Origin of the sequence: Paenibacillus sp. BR1-192, from assembly GCF_029542445.1 — a bacterium.
GTDB classification, from domain to species: domain Bacteria; phylum Bacillota; class Bacilli; order Paenibacillales; family Paenibacillaceae; genus Paenibacillus_AQ; species Paenibacillus_AQ lautus_A.
Genome location: NZ_CP120718.1, coordinates 478,102 through 496,651 on the forward strand (window position 1 = coordinate 478,102; position 18,550 = coordinate 496,651).

The following is an 18,550-nucleotide window of genomic DNA, read 5'->3' on the forward strand; positions in this document are numbered from 1 at the left end:
TTTAAAGTGAGAAGACAGAAGCGTTTTGGAGAAGCGAAGCGGTCTCCTTGTCCTCCGGATTCCCACGGACTCCTAAAATTTCAACAGAAAATTCGGGGGCAACGGGGATCGGAAGAACGATCTGCACTCGTAGGTTGGTGATGAATGGCGGATCTATCGAATGTATTCGTTGCTGACGAGCTGATCCGCGATGGCCTCCGTAGGGATCGTAAATTCCACGACGCCCATATAGCCGGGAGCCACATCGTATTCGTTGAAGCTGATGACCAGTTTGCCATTCTTATCAATATAGAAATTGTGATCCTTGGCGATCGATTGGAATAGATCCTCCGGTATATCGGATTCGACGCCAGGCTGCTCTACCCAGTAGGTGATTTCGGGATTATCCTGCATCTGCCGGCGCATTTGCTCCTTGATATTGTCGCTGATGACTTGGATGTAGGAATCATCCTTGAACAGGCTTGGCAGCGTGATCACCAAATGGTTGATCTTGTCGATCGTATCGTATTGTCTGGACTCGGCGGAGCCACCGGCGGATTCTACGACGTAGCGGGAAAGCGTCAGCAGCTGTTCATTGTCGGTGATCACTTCATAACCGCTATCGAGGCTGAGATGCCCGCCGCCTTCATGATTTAGCTGGGCGACTTCGTCTTTGAAGTCCTCATACAGCTTCTTGTTCTCTTCCAGGTATTTGTTATTCAGCGTTTGCTCAAGCTCCGGATTGCCCAGGTTGGCAATGCCGGGCGTTTCGATATGCACTTCCGTGCTGCCGTCCTGCTCGGCATATTCGCGGATGGTCATCACCTTGACGATCTCGCCCAGAACGGGCACATCGGACATGGCCTTGGCGAATGCGGGACTTGCGTTCACGCCGGCAAACAGCAGTGCGCATGCAGCGGCCACGCCGGCGAGCCAGGGCAGGGCTCTATTTTTTGTTCGTCTGGCTGCAATGGCTTTGTTGACCACCGAGCTTAGTTCGTCGGGAATAGGAGTGCTCTCGTACTGCTCTTTCATCCTATTCAGCTTGTCATGCATTATCGTTGTGCCTCCTCTTGGTCTTCCTCGCTTAGGTTCACCCGCAGTCTCTGCAGTCCTTGGTATAGCCTCGTTTTCACCGTGCTGACATTCTCATGGAGCACCTCGGCAATTTCGTCAATCTTCATGTCTTCGAAAAACCGGAGAATAATGACGACCCGATACTTGTCAGGCAGATCCTCCAAGGACTGGGCCAGATCCAGATTCGGATAATGGTCATGACTGCCGGGTAAGATGAACTCCAGGTTCTCGTCGTCCATGACGCGGACTTTTTTCTGTTTTCGAATGAGATCCAGGGAGGTTGTGACAATAATTCGGAAAAACCAGCTTTTTAGTGAACCCGTCTGCTTCAGCTTTTCCATGGATAAAAATGCTTTGTGGATCGCGTCCTGAACGATATCGAGGGCATCCTCTTTATTTCTGACGTAGCTGTATGCCAGCCGGTAGGCGCTGTCCTGATTTTCGGTTATGCATTGGATAAGAAGCTTCTCAAGCTTCCGGCCGCCTCTCATGTAAATATGACACTCCTTTGGGCCCGCGCGGGTAACCATCAATTGCAATTGACTTACGGAAGCAAGACGTACGAGTCTTTCAAAAAGTTTGATTCTGCGAAAAAAAATTTCTAAAGGCGTTTCTGTCTTCATATTCAACTTATCCTTCAACAATCGCAACAAGAAAAAGCCCCCAGTTTTCACTGGGGGCTTTTAGTCTCATCGTTATTCGCTCTCATATCTCTTGAGGATAATCGCCGAGTTATGTCCGCCGAAGCCGAAGGAATTGGACATGCCAATGCGGAGCTTGGCGCTTCTCGCCTCGTTGGGTACATAGTCCAAATCGCAGGTTGGATCGGCATGATCGAGATTGATCGTAGGCGGTATAATGCCTTCTTGCAGGGATTTCACGAGGGCAATGGCCTCCGCGCCGCCGGATGCGCCCAGCATGTGCCCGGTCATCGATTTGTTGGCTGTTACCGGGATACGGTATGCCTCCTCGCCAAATACCTGCTTGATGGCCGCCGTCTCCGAACGGTCGCCGATGACCGTGCTGGTGGCATGGGCGCTGATGACATCCACGTCGGCCGGGGAGAGATCCGCTTCGGCCAGCGCCAGCTTCATCGCACGTGCCGCGCCGCTGCCGTCTTCCGGCGTTGCGACCATATGATAGGCATCCGAGCTGGCACCGTAACCGATAACCTCGCCGAGTATGACGGCGCCTCTGCGCAAGGCATGGGAAAGCGACTCCAGGATGAGGATGCCGGCACCTTCCGCCATGACGAATCCATCGCGGTCCGCATCGAACGGCCGGCTGGCACGGCCCGGTTCATCATTGCGGGAGGACAGGGCGGTGGCATTCGCGAAGCTGGCCAGCGAGATGTCGGTCAATGCGGCTTCGGATCCGCCCGCGATAATGACGTCGGACCGGCCGGCTTGGATGTTAAAGAAAGCCTCGCCGATCGCCGTATTGCCGATCGAACATGCCGTAACCGGTGCCAGCGTGGAGCCAAGCGCCTTGTATTTAATGCTGATGAGCGCGGCCGCCATATTAGGAATCATCATGGGTACCAGGGTAGGACTGACCCGCTCGGGACCCCGCGACGACAGCGTGCCGCTCTGATTCATCAGGGTTTGGATGCCGCCGATGCCGGAGCCTACGTAGACTCCCATGCGCTCATGATCGATCTGATCAAGATCAAGGCCCGACTGGCTGATCGCTTGATCCGCCGCAGCCAGCGCAAACTGGCAGAAGCGGTCCAACCGCCGGGCTTCCTTCGCACCGAACAGCGCGTTTGCGTCAAACCCCTTCACGGCCCCTGCTATTTGTACCTTTTGTCTTGATGTGTCCAAATTTTCTATATGTGCAATACCGGATTCTCCTCGTACAAGCCGGGACCAGAACGTATCAACATCATGGCCCAGCGGCGATATGATGCCCATACCGGTGATAACGACTCTTTCCATGGATGAACAGCCTCCTTAGGACTTTATAACTTGTCAATCTTAAGGTTATAATGTCACGTGTAGTATCCTATTACAAGATACCGTTTATCCTAGTATAAAAACTGCTATCCTTGTTGAAGGAAGGAGGATGATAGATGAATTCCCAGGTTAGGCTGCAAGCGTTGTCCGCTTTTTTGAAAGGGCAGCGTGCCAAAATCTCTCCCGAGTCCGTCGGGCTGCCGCCCGGTACCCGGAGGAGAACACCGGGCTTGCGCAGGGAGGAGGTCGCCCAGTTGGCCGGCGTCAGTACCACTTGGTACACCTGGCTCGAGCAGGGGCGCGACATCCAGGTGTCGTCATCCGTGCTGGACTGCGTCGCAAGTGCGCTGCAGTTGAACGCGGACGAGCGCAGATATCTGTACTCCCTGGCGCTGGAGAGCGGGGCGGAGCCGTATACGGTCAAACACGAAGCGGTGCAGATCAGCCCGTCCCTGCAAAAAATCATCACCGAGCTAAAATATTGTCCCGTCATGATATCCGATCGGAAGTGCAATATCGTGGGGTGGAACCGCGCGGCCGCGTACGTGTTCCTTGATTTTGACCGGATCCCGCCCGAGGAGCGGAACATGATCCGGCTGCTCTTTACCCGCAGGGAATTCCAGCGGCTGGCGGTGAACTGGGAGCAGTTTGCCAGCGGCTTCCTGTCGATGTTCCGAAGCTATTACGGTCAATATGTCGAGGATGAATGGTATGATCATTTTTTGGAGGAAATGAAGAACGGGCATCCGGATTTCAACCGCATGTGGGAGCAGAGCCAGGTCAGCTACGCCCCGGAGGTGCACCTGGAATTCCGGCATGCCAAGGCCGGGAAAATGGTATATGAGCTCACGTCGCTCAAAGTGTACGGAAATGATGACCTGCGGTGCAGCATCTATACGCCGGCTCCCGACACGACCACGGAAGCGAAGCTGCGGCAGCTGATGGAGGAGAAGTGAAGGGAGGTAGCGGGGGAGCGGACCGAGTTCACTTGCTGCGCCAGAGGTAACGGATGCTGGATATACTTGTTGTACCAAAGTAATTTGGGGTCCGTGCCGTTTGCAGTTGCTTAACGGATTGCGATACTGATGGTACTTGTTATGCCAGAAAGAATGGATTCCGTGCATTTTGCGCTTGCTGCACCAGTAATTCCTGACTCCGCGCCGGCACTTACTGTTCTTGAAGTAGCCAAACTACTTGTTGTTCCCGACTAATCGGACTCCAGTTCCGTTATTTGACGAGATTACGCCCTAATTACAACTTTATCGGACACAAGATCCGTTATTGGGCTCATAACCGGCATATTCATCATATTTTGGAGCAAATAACGGACTCACAGTCCGGTTCGTGTTCCAGTATCATGGGTTTTGGCTTAATAGCGTATTCTGTGTCCGTTAATAGAAAACATCGCCCTGTCATACGAGCTTTAAACGCGTAACAATGTAAATCTTCTCGTAGCTCGTCAACCGTGGTACATAACAAAAGCCCCGTGTCTGCACACGGGGCTTTTTGCTACGCGCTATGATGTTGTTAAAGAGCAACAACTGGAAGCCGTCTAGGCGTTCCACAGGCATTCCGCACTGTGCTCCAAGGGGGCGACTGTCCACAATCGCCTGACAGCTCGCTCCTTAACGCAGCGATTACGCCCAATCGCGCCGCAGCGTGAACAAATCCTTCAGCTCATCGGTAGACAGCTCGGTAATCCAGCCCTCGCTGCTTGCAATAACCTGATCGCTTAGCTGCTGCTTGCTCTCCAGCATCTCATCGATCCGCTCTTCGAGCGTTCCCATGGAGATGAATTTGTACACCTGGACGTCCTTGGTCTGCCCCATCCGATAGGCCCGGTCGGTTGCCTGATTCTCCACGGCAGGGTTCCACCAGCGGTCAAAGTGGAACACGTGATTCGCCGCGGTCAGATTCAGGCCGACGCCGCCGGCCTTGATCGAGAGAATCATGACATTCGGCTGCTCTTCGGGCGGCAGGGTCTGGGACTGGAACTGCTCGATCATGCGATCGCGCGTCCGCTTCGGCGTGCTGCCGTTCAAGTACAGCACCGGCTCACCCAGCTCCTGATGCAGCACCTGCCGCATCATCTCGCCCATGCCGATATACTGGGTGAAGATGAGGCAGCGTTCGCCCTCGTCCCGCAGCTCCTTCACCATGGACAGCAGCCGCTCCAGCTTGGCCGAACGGTTGACCACGGCCTCGGTGTCAAGCAAGCCGCCTCCCCCCGGCAGTTCCGGGAGCGGCTCCTTCGTGAGCAAAGCCGGATGGTCGCAGAGCTGCTTGAACTGCGTCAGAGCTGCCAGAATGGCGCCTTTGCGCTCGATGCCCTCGAGCTTTTGCATGCGTTCCAGGAGGCTGTTCACGGTCTGATCGTAAAGCGCGCCTTGCTCGGCCGTGAGATGGATATAGGTCTTCATCTCGTTCTTGTCCGGCAGGTCGAGCTGAATCGCCGGATCTTTTTTCTTGCGGCGGAGCATGAAGGGCTTGATCAGCTTCTGAAGATCGGCCGTGCGCTGCTCGTTCTTGTCTTTTTCGATGGCCTGGATGAACCGGAGATTGAATGCCCGCAGGCTGCCGAGATATCCAGGGTTGATGAAGTCATAGATGGACCACAGCTCGGACAGCCGGTTCTCAATCGGTGTGCCGGTCAGCGCAACGCGGTGCCTTGCCGGGAAGCTTCGCACGGCGGCGGATTGCTTGGTGTCGGCATTCTTGATGTTCTGGGCCTCGTCGATGCCGATCGTTTCCCATTTCATGTCTCTTAACATCTCTTGATCGAGCGTTGCCGTCGCATAGGAAGTAAGAATAATGTCCGCTTGGTAAGCCTCATGATAGAAATCCTCGCTGCTGCTGCGCTTCCCGCCATAGTGCAGCATGACCCGGAGCGACGGAGCGAACCGTTCAAGCTCCTTCTGCCAATTGCCAAGCACCGAGGTCGGACAGATCAGCAGGGAAGGGAGGCGTCTCTCTTCCCGCGCCATCGTCGTCTCCTTCACGTGCAGCAGGTAGGCGATAAATTGCACGGTTTTGCCAAGGCCCATGTCATCGGCAAGGCATGCACCGAGCCCGTATCGCCGCAAAAAGGCAAGCCAGGCAAAGCCGTCATACTGGTACGACCGGAGCTCGGCTTTAAGACCGGAGGGGACAGGGAGGCTCGGCCATTCGCTTTGCCGGCCGAGTTGGCCGATGAGCTTCACGAGATGCTCGTTCAGCTCCACTTCCAGTTTGATCCGTTCCGGATCCCGCGTTTCTTCCGCATCCTGATGAACCTGCTCCGTCTCATCGCTGTTCCCGAGCAGATGCAAGTGCAGAATATCCTGAAACGACAGGCCTTCCTCACGGTCTACGCCCGCCATCATCTGGCGGATTTGGGCGACCAGAGCGGGATCCAGCGGAATCCACTGGCCCCGGAACCGAACCAGTCGTTCGTTCCGGGCAACAAGCTCGGCGAATTCCGCTTCGGAAAGGGTAGCTTCGCCGATGGCGATGCGCCAATCGAAATTGACCAGCGAATCCAAGCCGAACAGGGACCCGCCGCTGCTTCGTTCCGCGCTCTCGCCTTCGCCGGAGCGGACTTTCGCCCGCAGCTTGGGCTTCTTCCTGCTAGCGGCTTCCCACCAAGCCGGAAGCAGCACCAGCCAGCCGGACTGGAGCAGCCGCTGGCTGTCGACGGTCAGGAACTGCCACGCGGCCTCGTCGGACAGCGGGGCGCCTAGCATGTCTTCAGCCGGAGCGTGAAGCACCCGGGCCGGCAGGGCTGCCCGCAAACCTTGGAGCCAGCCGGAGGACCGCTCCTTGATATGGGCGGTCCATGCCTCCGGCCACGATCCGTATGCCTGCCCGTCTTCGGCCAGACGAACGGCTGCAAGCGCCGCTGCGTCCAGCTTGTCCTGCAATACGAGCCGAAGACGCCACTCGGCTTCTTCTTCGTCCGGCTCCAGCAATTGCAGCAGGGGCCGGAACGGAGCGGTATCCGGCCGCCATCCGATGGCGATCAGCCAGGACTTGTCATCCATCCCTTCGGCAGCGGTACGACTCGGCGAGAACAGCAGGGGATACTCCCTGCGCAGGTCAGCCGCGGCTTCTTCGCTGCCGTACCACTGTTCTTGAACGGCGGCGGAGAACGCGGCGCGCAAGCCTTCATTCCATATCTCGTCTTCATTCAAGACGGAGAGGCGGGCCTGCTCTTCGGCTGAGAAAGCCTCCGCATCCCAGATCCATTGCAGCTTGCCCGACTTGAAGGCGCTCAAGCTGGGTGCGTATTGCTTATCCTGAATGCAGGCTGCCAGCGAAGGCGCAAGTTCAATGAAGGGAAGGCAATCCTCGTCCCAAACCCATTCGATATGTTCGAGCAGCCGGCCGTCCGCAAAGAACGGTATGACTTGCTCGGAAGGCAAGATGATGACTTCCATATCCTGAACGGATTGGACGATAAGCTCCGTTCCGTAGAAGGAGGCTTCATGCCAAGCGAATAAACGGTGCTTCAGGTATTGTCCGGATACGTAACCCCGCATGACGGTAGAGCCGTAGATCACGGCATCTCCGTATTCGCTTAATGCCATATGGACCGTGATGGTTTCCGTGTATCTGCTCATGATATCAGCTTTCCTCTCCGAAGCTCTTCCTGGAATGCGCGAAGCCGGCTGTTGCGTACGGACAAGGACATAATGAACAGATCCCAGCGCTCCTGCTGTTTGAGCTTTTTATATAACTTAGCCAGCCGTTTGAGCAGCTTGACGGCTGCTTTATAGCCGGCCCGGTTCTTATGAAGGATGTATCGCTCGACGGCCTGATGATAAAAAGGCAGCAGCAGCTCGGGCGCGTTCTTCTCAATCGGCGCGAGCTCGCTGACCCGGAGCTCCAGCGGCTCCCGGCCTGTGCTTAATTGATAGTCGATCCATTCCCGCCATCTGCCGTGCGTGATCAAGGCATTCTGATAGATGTCCTTCGAATAAGGGAGCATGTCGGCAAGACTGCTCCACATCCGTTCCGCTTCCCCGGGCAGGTGCTCTATGACGGCATCCCAGTAGAATTGATAGCTGCTGAGGTGCTCGTTGCGGTGACTGCCAAGCAGCGGGCCGATCTCCGGGAGCCAGCGGGCCAAGCGGTCCCAGTCTTGTCCCGAATGCAGCATGTCGAAGAAGCCCAGGACGGAAGCCGGGGGCAGGCTGCTGACCTTGTCCGCTGCCCTGATCAGGTCCCAGGACGATTCGTCTTCTCCGAGATAGAAGGACATGAAGCTCTGCGCCATATACCATGAGGCGCGCGAAAGGCTGCTGCCGAGTTCCGATTCGGCTGCCTGCAGCTGCTCCAATTCCTCCTTGATCAAGCCGTCGTTTTTTTTCGCCAACGGATGAATCCAGTACCTCCAGAGCTGCATATAGACCTGGGCGTAAAATTTACGGTTCCGCGGTTCGCTTAGCATGCTCCGCCGGACAAACGAAATCGTCTCGGTCAGCCGCTGTCCGAATGCCTCTTCGGGCTCGTTGCCCTCCAGCCCTTCATGAAGGATTCGCTCGATTCTGGCCAGGATATGATCCGCCGCCACCTGCGTATGATAGCCGATGTAAGAGCCTGAGGCATTCCAAGCGCTGGCTGGCTGCTTGACCAGCTTCTCGAGAATGAAGAGATGGGCATGGAGCTCGTATAACGGATCCATATCCGGCGGCAGCGGCGGTTTAATGTGATGGAGGGAAGCCAGCGCGTTTTTGGCGTAAAACGAATTCTGCGTATTAGCTCCCAGCGAAGCCGTGCAAACCTCGAACAGCTCATGCCATGCGGAGATCGGCAGCTCGGGCAAATGGTCGGCCTTGACTCTCCATTTCGAAACTCCGGCAGGCGGCCGTTCATGGCCTTGGCTCAAGCCGGAATCGCTTCGGTCATACGAGGAAGATGCGGCATACGTAGTCGAATGCGCATTAACCAAAGCATGGATGGATCGGCCCTGAAGCTGGGCATAGTCAAGCAGAACGGCCACCATATGCTTGCAGCCCTCGTTAACGGGACAGCTGCATTCGCTGTCGCTCAGGGAATGCAGCTGAAGCCTGATGCGGTAGGTTTCCGTTCCATCCACGGAAGCCTCGATCACACCGGACGGATCCGCCTTTTCGCTTGCGTGGACACGGCCCTGCTTATAATATTGAAATCCCCGTTTAATGGTCAAATCGCTGAAATAACCGGCAGTTTGCTGAATGAGCGTTTGCCACTGCAGATCATCTAAAGTTAGGTTTGGGTTCATCATCGTACAGTCTCCTAAGAGAAATAATTCTAAGTATCCATTTAATCTATCATATTCCCCTAGATGAAGAAACCAGCCGGAGCAGCTTCGCGCTGGAAAAGCCCGGCAGCAGGCTGCACGGACTTTTCGGCGTAGAGCGTTCGATCAGGACTCCTCATATTGAACGATGAAACGGCCGATCTGGTCGCATTCCTCGGCGAACCATACCTCGCCGCCGGAATCCACGGTAATGCCGTGAGGCTCGGCTGAGGGGGTGGGGATCGGGTACTCGGTAATGTCCCCGGTACATGTCATTCGTCCGATCCGGTTGGCTCCCCACTCCGTAAACCATAAATCTTCGCGAGCTCCCGCCGCGATGGCATGGGGTCTGGCATTCCCGGACGGGAGCTTGAATTCCGTAATCTCCCCGGCCGTCGTGATCCGTCCGATTTGATTGCCGTTGATTTGAACGAACCACAGGGCGCCATCGGCACCTGCCGTGATGCCGACAGGCCCTGATTGCTCGGTTGGAATCCGGTACTCGGCGATCTCCCCGTCTACCGTAATCCGGCCGATGCAGTTGTTTTGGTTTTCCGTAAACCACAGCGCGCCGTCCGGACCGGCCGTGATATAGGAAGGGTACGAGCCTGCGCGCGGCAAGTCGTATTCCGTGATAACGCCTGCCGGCGTAATCCGGCCAATCCGATTGCCGATTAGCTCGGTGAACCATATGGCTCCATCCGGGCCCTCCGTCAAGCCGTAAGGAGACGAGCCTGCTTCCGGCAGCTCGAATTCCGTGAATGCCCCTTCCATTGTCATCCGTCCGATTTTATTCGCTTTGTACTCCGTGAACCAGAGGTCCCCGTTAGGGGCAGAGAGGATGGACATGACCCCCGCATCCGGCGTCGGGACATCGAAAGTACGCATATCCCCTCCCTTGGTGATTCGTCCGATCCGGTTTCCTTTTTGCTCCGTGAACCAGATGGCCCCGTCTCGTCCTGCCGCAATGCCATAAGGTCCCGACTCCCGGTTCGCTATCTTGTACTCCTGTATCGTGATCTGCATGCGAACATGCCTCCTTGTAGAAGTTGTTAGGATGCTTAAAGCGGATTCTTCATTTGATTGAGCGTGTTCAAATCTCGCGTTCGGCTTTCCCGGAACGGGGAAGGCTCTCCCTTGGATGCTTAGATGAGTTCCTGTCATCGATAATCTCTAGCCTCTCAATTGGTGTTGATAAAATAGAAAAACCCCCCACTCCGAGATTTCGGAATAGGAGGCGAATACGAACAAAGAAGATGCGGACTCTACATGGAGAAGTCTCAAACATCCACCCGTCACATATAAAAAAAGCCGCACGAATCCTATCCCGAAAACCTCGTATCGTGAAATCGAAGTGTTTTCCAAATGCTTGGGACAGGATTAGTAGATCATTGGCTTTGGGTTCACCCTTTCATTTCTGGTTGCCTAGACTTTACCATAGGATATTCCGTGGTTTCAACCTCGGTTTATCCGAAGTTTGCCTTTACAACCGTCGGTTGCGCTTCTCGTCGATGTAGAGTTCAAGCGCGGTTATGGCCCGGATCATCAATTTGATGAGGAGATACAAAGCATATAAACCGAGAAGTGCGAATAGCCCGTGTACGATAATGCTGAGCATGGAAAACATGCCGAAAAAGGATATCCCCTGGTTCAAGGAGCTCACCTCCCTTCAAGGTACTGTTTTACGAATCATATCGAAGATTCCAGCTGTCGTATCCTTAAGACCAGGCGATGGCTTAACTCCCCGCTTATGCTCGGAGCTCGGATACAGGTGAGTTCGTGCCCGATCCATGACATACTGATCGTTGGTATCCCGAATGAATGCCATTAACCTTGAATTAAATATGTTCCATAATATAACAATCATTTCTGATTCTAACATATCATCTGGAATGTGGTCATGAATTTAAGTTTAAAAGCGGCAATTTTTACTGATGATGATCGAAAAAAATCGAAATAGAGACGTTTTTCGTCATTTTTCATGGATATGCACGAACCAATTGCGTTCACCTTGCGTCTTAGTTATAGATGCATTTGCTGAATATTACAAGCCAAGGAGATTAGCGAACATGATAACCCGGAAATGGACAAAAATGGCTGCAAGCGGCGCTATAGCGGCCGCAATGCTGTTAAGTACGGCGGTACAGGCCCAGGCCGCGCACAAGAAGGACTTGGAATTTTTAAACGTCAATCATTATGTAATGACGCCGGATGTCAAACCCGTCATCGTGAACGGCACAGTGCTGGTCCCCCTGAACACGGTCAAGGAATACTTGAAGCCTATGGGGCTCCGCTGGGATAACAAGAATAAGACGCTAACCGTCAACACGGGCACCGATCAAGTCACCCTGAAAATGGCAAGCGACGTTGCCGAGGGAAAAGAGAAGACCTACGCCCTGTCCGTTCCCGCGCAGCTTATGGATGGTCGCGTCATGGCTCCCGCCCGATTCATGACGGAGCTGTACGATGCTGAAGTCCGCTTGGATACGAAGGATGGCATGGTTTACATTTATACGCCGGAGGTTGACCTGTTGACGGCGGAGGAGAACAGCAATGTGAAGCTGTATCCGGTCAGCGCATCGAAATATGGCAGATATGAAGGCATGGTGGTCGAGGTAGAAGGCAGGAAGCGGGTCTTTAAGGACTGGCATGGAGGAGAGGCTACGCGTAAACCGGTCATTCATTACCAGGATGTCACAGGCGATGGCAAGCCGGACGTTGTTGTGTTCTACGTGGACGGGACGGGCACCGGTCTGTACGCGGGGGAGATGCATGTAGTGGATGCCGGTTCTCTGGAGGAAATCCCGATCGAATCGCTGGAGCAGGCCGTATCGAGCCATGTGAAATCCAGCATCGAGAAGGAAGCGGATCACTTTACGGTTAAGGTTACGGTTGACGGAAAGGAAAGCGTCCAGAAGTTCAAGGACGATTCCAAAGATAAAAGCTATCTATTTGATAAGCTTGGCTTCGGAGCCGTTGTCAGACATCGTTTGGCGGAAGGACGGCTTCTTACGGAAGCGGCAGGAAGCATGAGCCCGGCCGGTTTTGCCGGGGATCTCCGAATAACATACCGATTTAATGAAGAGCTGAACCGGTTTGAGGTGGATGACATGGAATATCGTCGCTTGGAAGAGCGAGGGCAATAACGGTTTTTCATTATAAAGCTTTAGGACTACACATAAACGCATGTTGGCAGGATGTGATCAACATGGGTTAGAAGCGGAAGGTTTCGGTCGAATGATGTGAATTCCGAATGTGAGGGCGCTGCGGCGCCCTTTTTGTGCTGTGCTTTTATAGATTTCAACGCCGTTTTCATCTCCGTAGCCGATCGCCGAAATGGGGCGTATACCATATGCTTCAAGAAGATTTCATCCCTCCTCATAGGACTTTATTACCATTTACTTGAGTCTTAAGATTCCTCTAAGATAGTTAATAAACCTGACACATTTTAGCGAAGAATGGAGATTGATTTTGAAGTAAACGCATTCAATGTTAAGTAATATAACAAGCCCATACCATGGGGACTTTGAACGGGGTGTATGTATGCAGCAATGGCTTGGGAAATCGCTAAAGCATAAATTGTCGTTGCTTATCATTATCGCTACGCTGGTGCCGCTGCTGTTTCTGGGTATTTTCTCTTTTAACATAGCCAAAAGCCTGACCGAAGAGAAGGCCAAAATTACGGGGATGAATACGCTCCGCCAACTGGAAGCTTACCTGGATACGATGGTCAAGGACGTGGAGAATATCTCGCTGTTTCTCATCGGGCATACCGGTGTTCAGGCCTATCTGAAGACCGAGCAGAGCAACTACGTTCAGCAGACGACGGTTATTAATTTTTTGACGAACCTGGCCTTTTCCAAAGATTATATCGCCAACATCATCGTTGAACCGCTCGGCAGCAAAGATGCGATTTCGCATAAATCCTTGGTACGCTCCGAGTTCCGGAATATTACCGAAACGGTTCCCGATTATTACGAACACCATCCCAAATGGTGGTCATTCGTTCACCGGCAGTGGACCTTTGAAGGCGTCAGGAAGGTCATCACGCTGGCCAGGCCGATTCGGAGCACGGATAAATACAAGCCGATCGGGAACCTGCAGATCAATCTGGATCAGGGCGTCATTGCCAATCAGTTCCGGCAAGCCGTCCTGGAGAAGACCGGATTCGTCCTTCTTCTTGACGAGAATAACCGGATTATCGCCGGTCCGCCGGATATGGAGACCAATTTGACGCTGGCGGATTATTATCCTGCGATTGGAGAGTTCGAGGGGCTTAGCGGAAATATTGACTATGGCGAGGGAAGCAGCAAGAAGACCATTCTCTATAAGAAAATGTCCAGCGTGAACTGGAAGCTCGTCGGCATCATTCCCTCGCAGGAATACCGTTCCCAGAACCAGTATTTCATCAAATTGACGGCGGTTGCGGTCACGGTGGCCATCCTGCTCGCCATTGTGCTGGTTCTTTTCCTGATCCAGAAGATTACGAATCCTCTGTCCGTCTTGACGAAATTCCTCAAGAACTCAAGCCCGGAAGAGCCGCTGCCGGCGCTGCCGGTTAAGACGGTCGACGAGGTCGGGCAGCTGATTATCAGTTATAACCGGCTCAGCTCCCGGATCGTGAAGCTTACCGATGAAGTGAAGCTGAACGAGTCGCTGAAGAAGGAGGCGGATATGCATGCGCTGCAGGTGCAGATCAATCCGCATTTCCTCTACAATACGCTGTCATCGATCCATTGGCTGGCGCTGATGAACCAGGATGTGAAGATTGCCGAGATGGTGGGGTCGCTCAGCGATTTTCTGAGGTTCAGCCTCAACAACGGGCAGGAATACTGCACGATACAGCAGGAGATCATGCATGTCCGCCATTACGTGAATATCCAAACCATCCGTTATCCGGAAAAATTCGAGTTTAAGGATCATGTGGAGGAGGATCTGTATCAGCACACCATGCTGAAGCTGCTGCTGCAGCCGTTGGTGGAGAATTCCATGCTGCATGGCATCCTGAGCCGTGACGGGATAGGGACGATTACGATTCGCGGACACCGCGAACCCGAAGGGATCCGCTTCGTGGTGGAGGATGACGGCATCGGGATGACGGCGGAGCGCCTGAAATGGCTCCAGGAGCAGCTGGTCGAAAATCCGCTGCAGTACGAGAAGGGACAAACCCCGCGCGGCAGCTACGGGCTGCGGAACGTCCATAAGCGGCTGCTCCTTCATTACGGGAAGGATGCGGGGCTGCGTGTGGAGAGCACCGAGGGTGCCGGGACGCGGGTGATGTTTACGATACCTGATTTACCTGAAATTCAACAATCGGAAATATCCGGCAAAGGGGATGGCGACATTGAAGGTCATGATCGTTGATGATGAAGTGATCATTCGAAATGGTTTGAGTACCGTGATCAATTGGGCGGATAACGGCTTTACGGTGCTGACGCCCGCGGCTTCGGCGGAGGAAGCCCTTCAGCGTATTCCCGTTGAAATGCCCGAAATCATATTTACGGACATACGCATGACAGGCCTGAGCGGATTGGACATGGCGCATCAAGTCAAGCAGCAGCATCCCGAGATCGAGATCATCGTCATCTCGGGATACGATGAATTCGCGTATGCGCAGCAGGCGATGCGGGAAGGCGTGAGCGATTACCTGCTGAAGACGAGCAGGCCCAGGGAAATTATCGAGGCTGCTGTCCAAGCCAGGGAACGGCTGCTGCAGCGCAGGCTTACACAAGCGAAGGGGAAGGCCCAGGAAATGGTGGTCAACCGGGGTTTTCTGCGAAGGCTGCTTGCTTCCGGCACTCCGCTGGATGAGCATGCCGAGGCCGAATTGTGTGAGCGATACCCGGAGCTGTGTTTGGAATCGAACGGCTCGGTGCTGCAGATCTGGATGCTGTCGGTATATCCGCTGCATCCAGAAGAGGCGGAGCAATCGAACGTTAGCGAGCTGCATCGATTAATCGGCACGGAGCTGGCCGAAGTGCTGCAATGCGCGTGGCTGGAATGGAACGGCTCCCTGCTTCTGTTGGTGCGGGCAGAGCCGAATCATGGCTGGGGGCGGGTAGATTCCGCTCTGCATAAGATGGAATCCACGCATGCCTGCCGCATCACGGCTGCCAGCGGCCGGCGGGTCGCAAGCGCCAGGGAGCTGCACATTGCGCTGGCTACCGCGGTAGAGGCCAGCTCCTACGAGTGGCTGCTGCAATCGGAACGGCATATCCGTTATGAAGATATCGAAGGACGTACAGGCATCCGCACGGTATGTTCGATGGAAGAAGAGACCAAGCTGTCATCCCTGCTGCGTTCGGGGGAATCCGCCGACTTGCAGGCATGGGTGGCGGATCTGCTGCGGCGTATCCAAAGCCAGGGCCAGGCAACGCCCGGCTCGGTTCAGGCTTACCTGCATTCCCTGATCGTTTCGGCACAGCGCTGGCTCATACGGGCTGCGACGTCTATCGGCTATACCAGTCCGGTGAAAGTGGAAGAGACGTACGATATCCGCGAGTTGACCAAGAATCCGGAGAAGGTGCTGGTCGATTCGCTCGGTCTCATCATGAAGGAGTACCGTGATATGGTGTCGACGACAAGTCCCGTCCAGCGAGCGATCTCCTTCATTCATGAGCACCTGGGACAGAGCTTGTCTCTCCAACAAGTGGCCAAGCATGTTCATATGAACCCCAACTATTTCAGCGAAATGTTCAAGAAGGAGACCGGACAGAATTACATCGAATTCGTAACCCAGGCGAAGCTTCGGAAAGCGATGCACCTGCTGCGGGAAACGCCGGCCAAAATCAGTGAAATCGCGAATGAAATCGGCTACGAGGATATCAAATATTTTAACCGCCTGTTCAAAAAGTGGACCGGACTGACCCCTTCGGAGTATCGGACAAATCCCGAATCCTGAATTTTGTCCCTCTATGGACTGAATTATATCCCCTATGTAAGCGTTACATCCTCTTTTATACTTGGGCTAATCATCTTGAAGCTTCATCATTTTCGTATATTAAAAGGGGGATTGACCATGAGACCAAAACGTAAAATAGGTCTTGTACTGCTGATGATGACACTGGTTCTTGCAGCTTGCGGAGGCGGGCAAAGCAAAGAGCAGGCCGGAGGGAACGAAGGCGATCAAGAAAAGGTCAAGCTGACCATCTGGCATAACTTTGCCGGTGACGACCTGCGCGCGAAATCAGTCCGAAGTTTTATCGATCAATTTGCTCAGGACCATCCTGAAGTTACGCTCGACGCGCAAGCGATTCCGCCGGACGGTTACCGTCAGCGTCTGAGCACCGTTGCGGCTGCGAATGAAATGCCGGACGTGTTCTTCGTTTATGCGGGAAGTCAGTCGGCCGAGCTTCATCAAGCGAAGCTGCTTCAACCGATCACGGAAGTGTTGGACGCCCATTCCGATTGGAAGGACAAATTCCTGCCGGGCGCATTTGATCCATACGAGTTCGAGGACGGCCAGATTTACTCCGCTCCACTGGGCATGTCCGCAACATCGATTCTCTACTACAACAAAGCGTTGTTTGACAAACATAACGTAAAAGTTCCGACGACTTGGGAAGAAATGATGGCGGCGGTTAAAACGTTCAACGATAACGGCATTACGCCGATCGCCCTCGGAAACAAAGCGCCGTGGGTTGCGCAATCCACCATTATCGGATCGATTGCCGACCGCGTGACCGGCACCGAATGGTTCAAAAAAGCGGCAGCACAGGATGGCGCGAAATTCACCGATCCTGAGTTTATCGAAGCACTTGGCTATTTCAAAGAGCTCGTCGACAACAAAGCATTCCAAGAAGGTGCCAACAGCATCGACAACACGCAAGCCGAGCAGTATTTCATCCAAGGCAATGCAGCAATGATGATCAGCGGCGCGTGGACGCTCACCAACTTGGCGGCTTCTTCCTCCGAAGAGCAGATGAAGGATATTGAAGTGACGACTCTGCCTGCGATCCCTGGTGGCAAAGGCGAAGCTAACACCATCTCCGGCGGAGCTGGCGGCGGTCTGGCCCTTAGCAGCAGAACGGAAGGGAAAGCGAAAGAATTGGCGCTCGAACTGATTTATGCCGTGAGTGGACCGGAAGCGCAAAAAGCGATTGCCGAGAGCAACTCCATGGTCATGTACGATACCGAAATCGATGAGTCGAAAGTTACTTCCTTGTACTACAAAGCCTTTAACCTGGTGAAATCCACAGGCATTACGCCGGTATACGATGCTTATCTGTCTGCAGAAGCGGCTGAAGTCATCAACAACGGCCTGCAGGAAATCATGATGGGCGGTGCCGTCGAAGGCGTGGCCCAGAAGCTGCAGGATGCGCAAGCCCGATCCGCTACTCCATAAGAATAGATTACCCGCTGCATAAGGATTAGGAGGGAGGAGGCTGCCATGCCTACAGCGATGAGAAGCAAAGGATTTATAGCCATAGCTCTTCTTCCTGCGCTTCTGTTGTTTCTGATATTTGTCATCATTCCGGTTTTTTGGTCAGCTTACTACGGATTTTTCAGTTGGAAAGGGTTCGGAGACGCCACGTTCATCGGCCTTGACAATTATAGAGAGATGTTCAAGGATCCGATCTTCTGGCGGGCGCTTCGAAACAACCTGATTCTGGTCGTATCGTCCATTATCGGCCAGGTTCCGATCGCGTTGATTCTGGCTATCGTATTGTTCAAGAATTCGTTCTTCTCCAGGTTCATCCGGTCCGCCGTCTTCATGCCGATGGTTCTCTCTACGGTGGTTGTCGGTCTCATCTGGGGTTACATTTACCACCCGCAGTTCGGGATTGCCAACTATGTGCTGGAGATGCTCGGCCTGGAGTCATGGACCCGTGCTTGGCTGTCCGATCCGAAGGTCAACATGCTGGCGATATCGATCCCGATTAACTGGGCGAACATTGGCCCTTATCTGGTCATCTTTATCGCAGCGCTGCAAAATATTTCGCCAGAGATCCACGATGCGGCCAAAATCGATGGCTCCACCGGCTGGAACAAGCTGATGCAAATCACGCTGCCGATGGTCTGGAGCACGGTGGTCGTAACCATTGTGCTCTGTATCTCGGGAAGCCTGAAAGCTTTTGACCATGTCATCGTGATGACAGGCGGCGGACCGGCGCAGTCGACCGAGCTTCTTGCTACCTATATGTACAACAGCACGTTCAGCGTATACCGTTACGGTTACGGCTCCGCCGTTTCCACGATGATCATGATCGTCAGCGCCATTCTTATCGCGCTTAACTATTTCGCAACGCGCAGAAAGTCAAGTTAACATGAAGGAGGGAGC

Annotated in this window: 13 protein-coding genes; 6 read left to right on the top strand and 7 right to left on the bottom strand. The window is 53.9% G+C overall.

Annotation, left to right across the window (positions count from 1 at the left end; genetic code table 11):
• Nucleotides 1–153: 153 nt before the first annotated feature.
• The 3 genes from rsiV to fabF form a co-directional block, all read right to left on the bottom strand.
• Entirely contained in the window at nucleotides 154–1,035 is an 882-nt protein-coding gene (gene rsiV / locus P0X86_RS02090) for an anti-sigma-V factor RsiV (protein ID WP_192569943.1), read from the bottom strand.
• Complete coding sequence (locus tag P0X86_RS02095; protein WP_012818661.1) at nucleotides 1,035–1,547, bottom strand: RNA polymerase sigma factor SigV; 513 nt, start codon at nucleotides 1,545–1,547, stop codon at nucleotides 1,035–1,037. The genes rsiV and P0X86_RS02095 overlap by 1 nt, the downstream gene beginning before the upstream one ends.
• A gap of 204 nt (nucleotides 1,548–1,751) precedes the next feature.
• Nucleotides 1,752–2,993: a beta-ketoacyl-ACP synthase II gene (gene fabF / locus P0X86_RS02100; protein ID WP_096774775.1), complete on the bottom strand. Its 1,242-nt coding sequence runs from the start codon at nucleotides 2,991–2,993 to the stop codon at nucleotides 1,752–1,754.
• A 134-nt stretch (nucleotides 2,994–3,127) separates the two neighbouring features.
• Between fabF and P0X86_RS02105 the strand changes: the two genes are divergently transcribed.
• A complete protein-coding gene (locus P0X86_RS02105; protein WP_012818663.1) occupies nucleotides 3,128–3,967 on the top strand; it encodes a helix-turn-helix transcriptional regulator in 840 nt (279 codons plus the stop codon).
• 681 nt (nucleotides 3,968–4,648) lie between these two features.
• Here P0X86_RS02105 and P0X86_RS02110 read toward each other — a convergent pair.
• From P0X86_RS02110 to P0X86_RS02125, 4 genes are all read right to left on the bottom strand, one after another.
• Entirely contained in the window at nucleotides 4,649–7,609 is a 2,961-nt protein-coding gene (locus tag P0X86_RS02110; RefSeq protein WP_277747655.1) for a DEAD/DEAH box helicase, read from the bottom strand.
• Nucleotides 7,606–9,255, bottom strand: coding sequence for an SWIM zinc finger family protein (locus tag P0X86_RS02115; protein ID WP_213580039.1), 1,650 nt, complete (start codon nucleotides 9,253–9,255; stop codon nucleotides 7,606–7,608). Before P0X86_RS02115 ends, P0X86_RS02110 begins: the two co-directional genes overlap by 4 nt.
• Nucleotides 9,256–9,396: 141 nt before the next feature.
• A complete protein-coding gene (gene vgb(C) / locus P0X86_RS02120) occupies nucleotides 9,397–10,296 on the bottom strand; it encodes a streptogramin B lyase Vgb(C) (RefSeq protein WP_277747656.1) in 900 nt (299 codons plus the stop codon).
• 457 nt (nucleotides 10,297–10,753) lie between these two features.
• Entirely contained in the window at nucleotides 10,754–10,924 is a 171-nt protein-coding gene (locus P0X86_RS02125; protein WP_277747657.1) for a hypothetical protein, read from the bottom strand.
• 415 nt (nucleotides 10,925–11,339) lie between these two features.
• Here P0X86_RS02125 and P0X86_RS02130 point away from each other — a divergent pair, with 415 nt between their 5' ends.
• The 5 genes from P0X86_RS02130 to P0X86_RS02150 all read left to right on the top strand — a co-directional run bounded on the left by P0X86_RS02130 (nucleotide 11,340) and on the right by P0X86_RS02150 (nucleotide 18,535).
• Nucleotides 11,340–12,416, top strand: a complete 1,077-nt coding sequence (locus tag P0X86_RS02130; RefSeq protein ID WP_277747658.1) for a copper amine oxidase N-terminal domain-containing protein — start codon at nucleotides 11,340–11,342, stop codon at nucleotides 12,414–12,416.
• Nucleotides 12,417–12,813: 397 nt separating this feature from the next.
• The gene (locus P0X86_RS02135) at nucleotides 12,814–14,634 is read left to right on the top strand and encodes a cache domain-containing sensor histidine kinase (protein WP_192569937.1); all 1,821 of its coding nucleotides are present in this window, start codon (nucleotides 12,814–12,816) and stop codon (nucleotides 14,632–14,634) included.
• Nucleotides 14,624–16,171: a response regulator transcription factor gene (locus tag P0X86_RS02140; RefSeq protein WP_277748983.1), complete on the top strand. Its 1,548-nt coding sequence runs from the start codon at nucleotides 14,624–14,626 to the stop codon at nucleotides 16,169–16,171. The genes P0X86_RS02135 and P0X86_RS02140 overlap by 11 nt, the downstream gene beginning before the upstream one ends.
• Before the next feature lie 117 nt (nucleotides 16,172–16,288).
• On the top strand, nucleotides 16,289–17,614 hold the full coding sequence (locus tag P0X86_RS02145; RefSeq protein ID WP_009595478.1) for an extracellular solute-binding protein: 1,326 nt from the start codon (nucleotides 16,289–16,291) through the stop codon (nucleotides 17,612–17,614).
• 45 nt (nucleotides 17,615–17,659) lie between these two features.
• Nucleotides 17,660–18,535, top strand: a complete 876-nt coding sequence (locus tag P0X86_RS02150) for a carbohydrate ABC transporter permease (RefSeq protein WP_009595489.1) — start codon at nucleotides 17,660–17,662, stop codon at nucleotides 18,533–18,535.
• The last annotated feature ends 15 nt before the right edge of the window (nucleotides 18,536–18,550 follow it).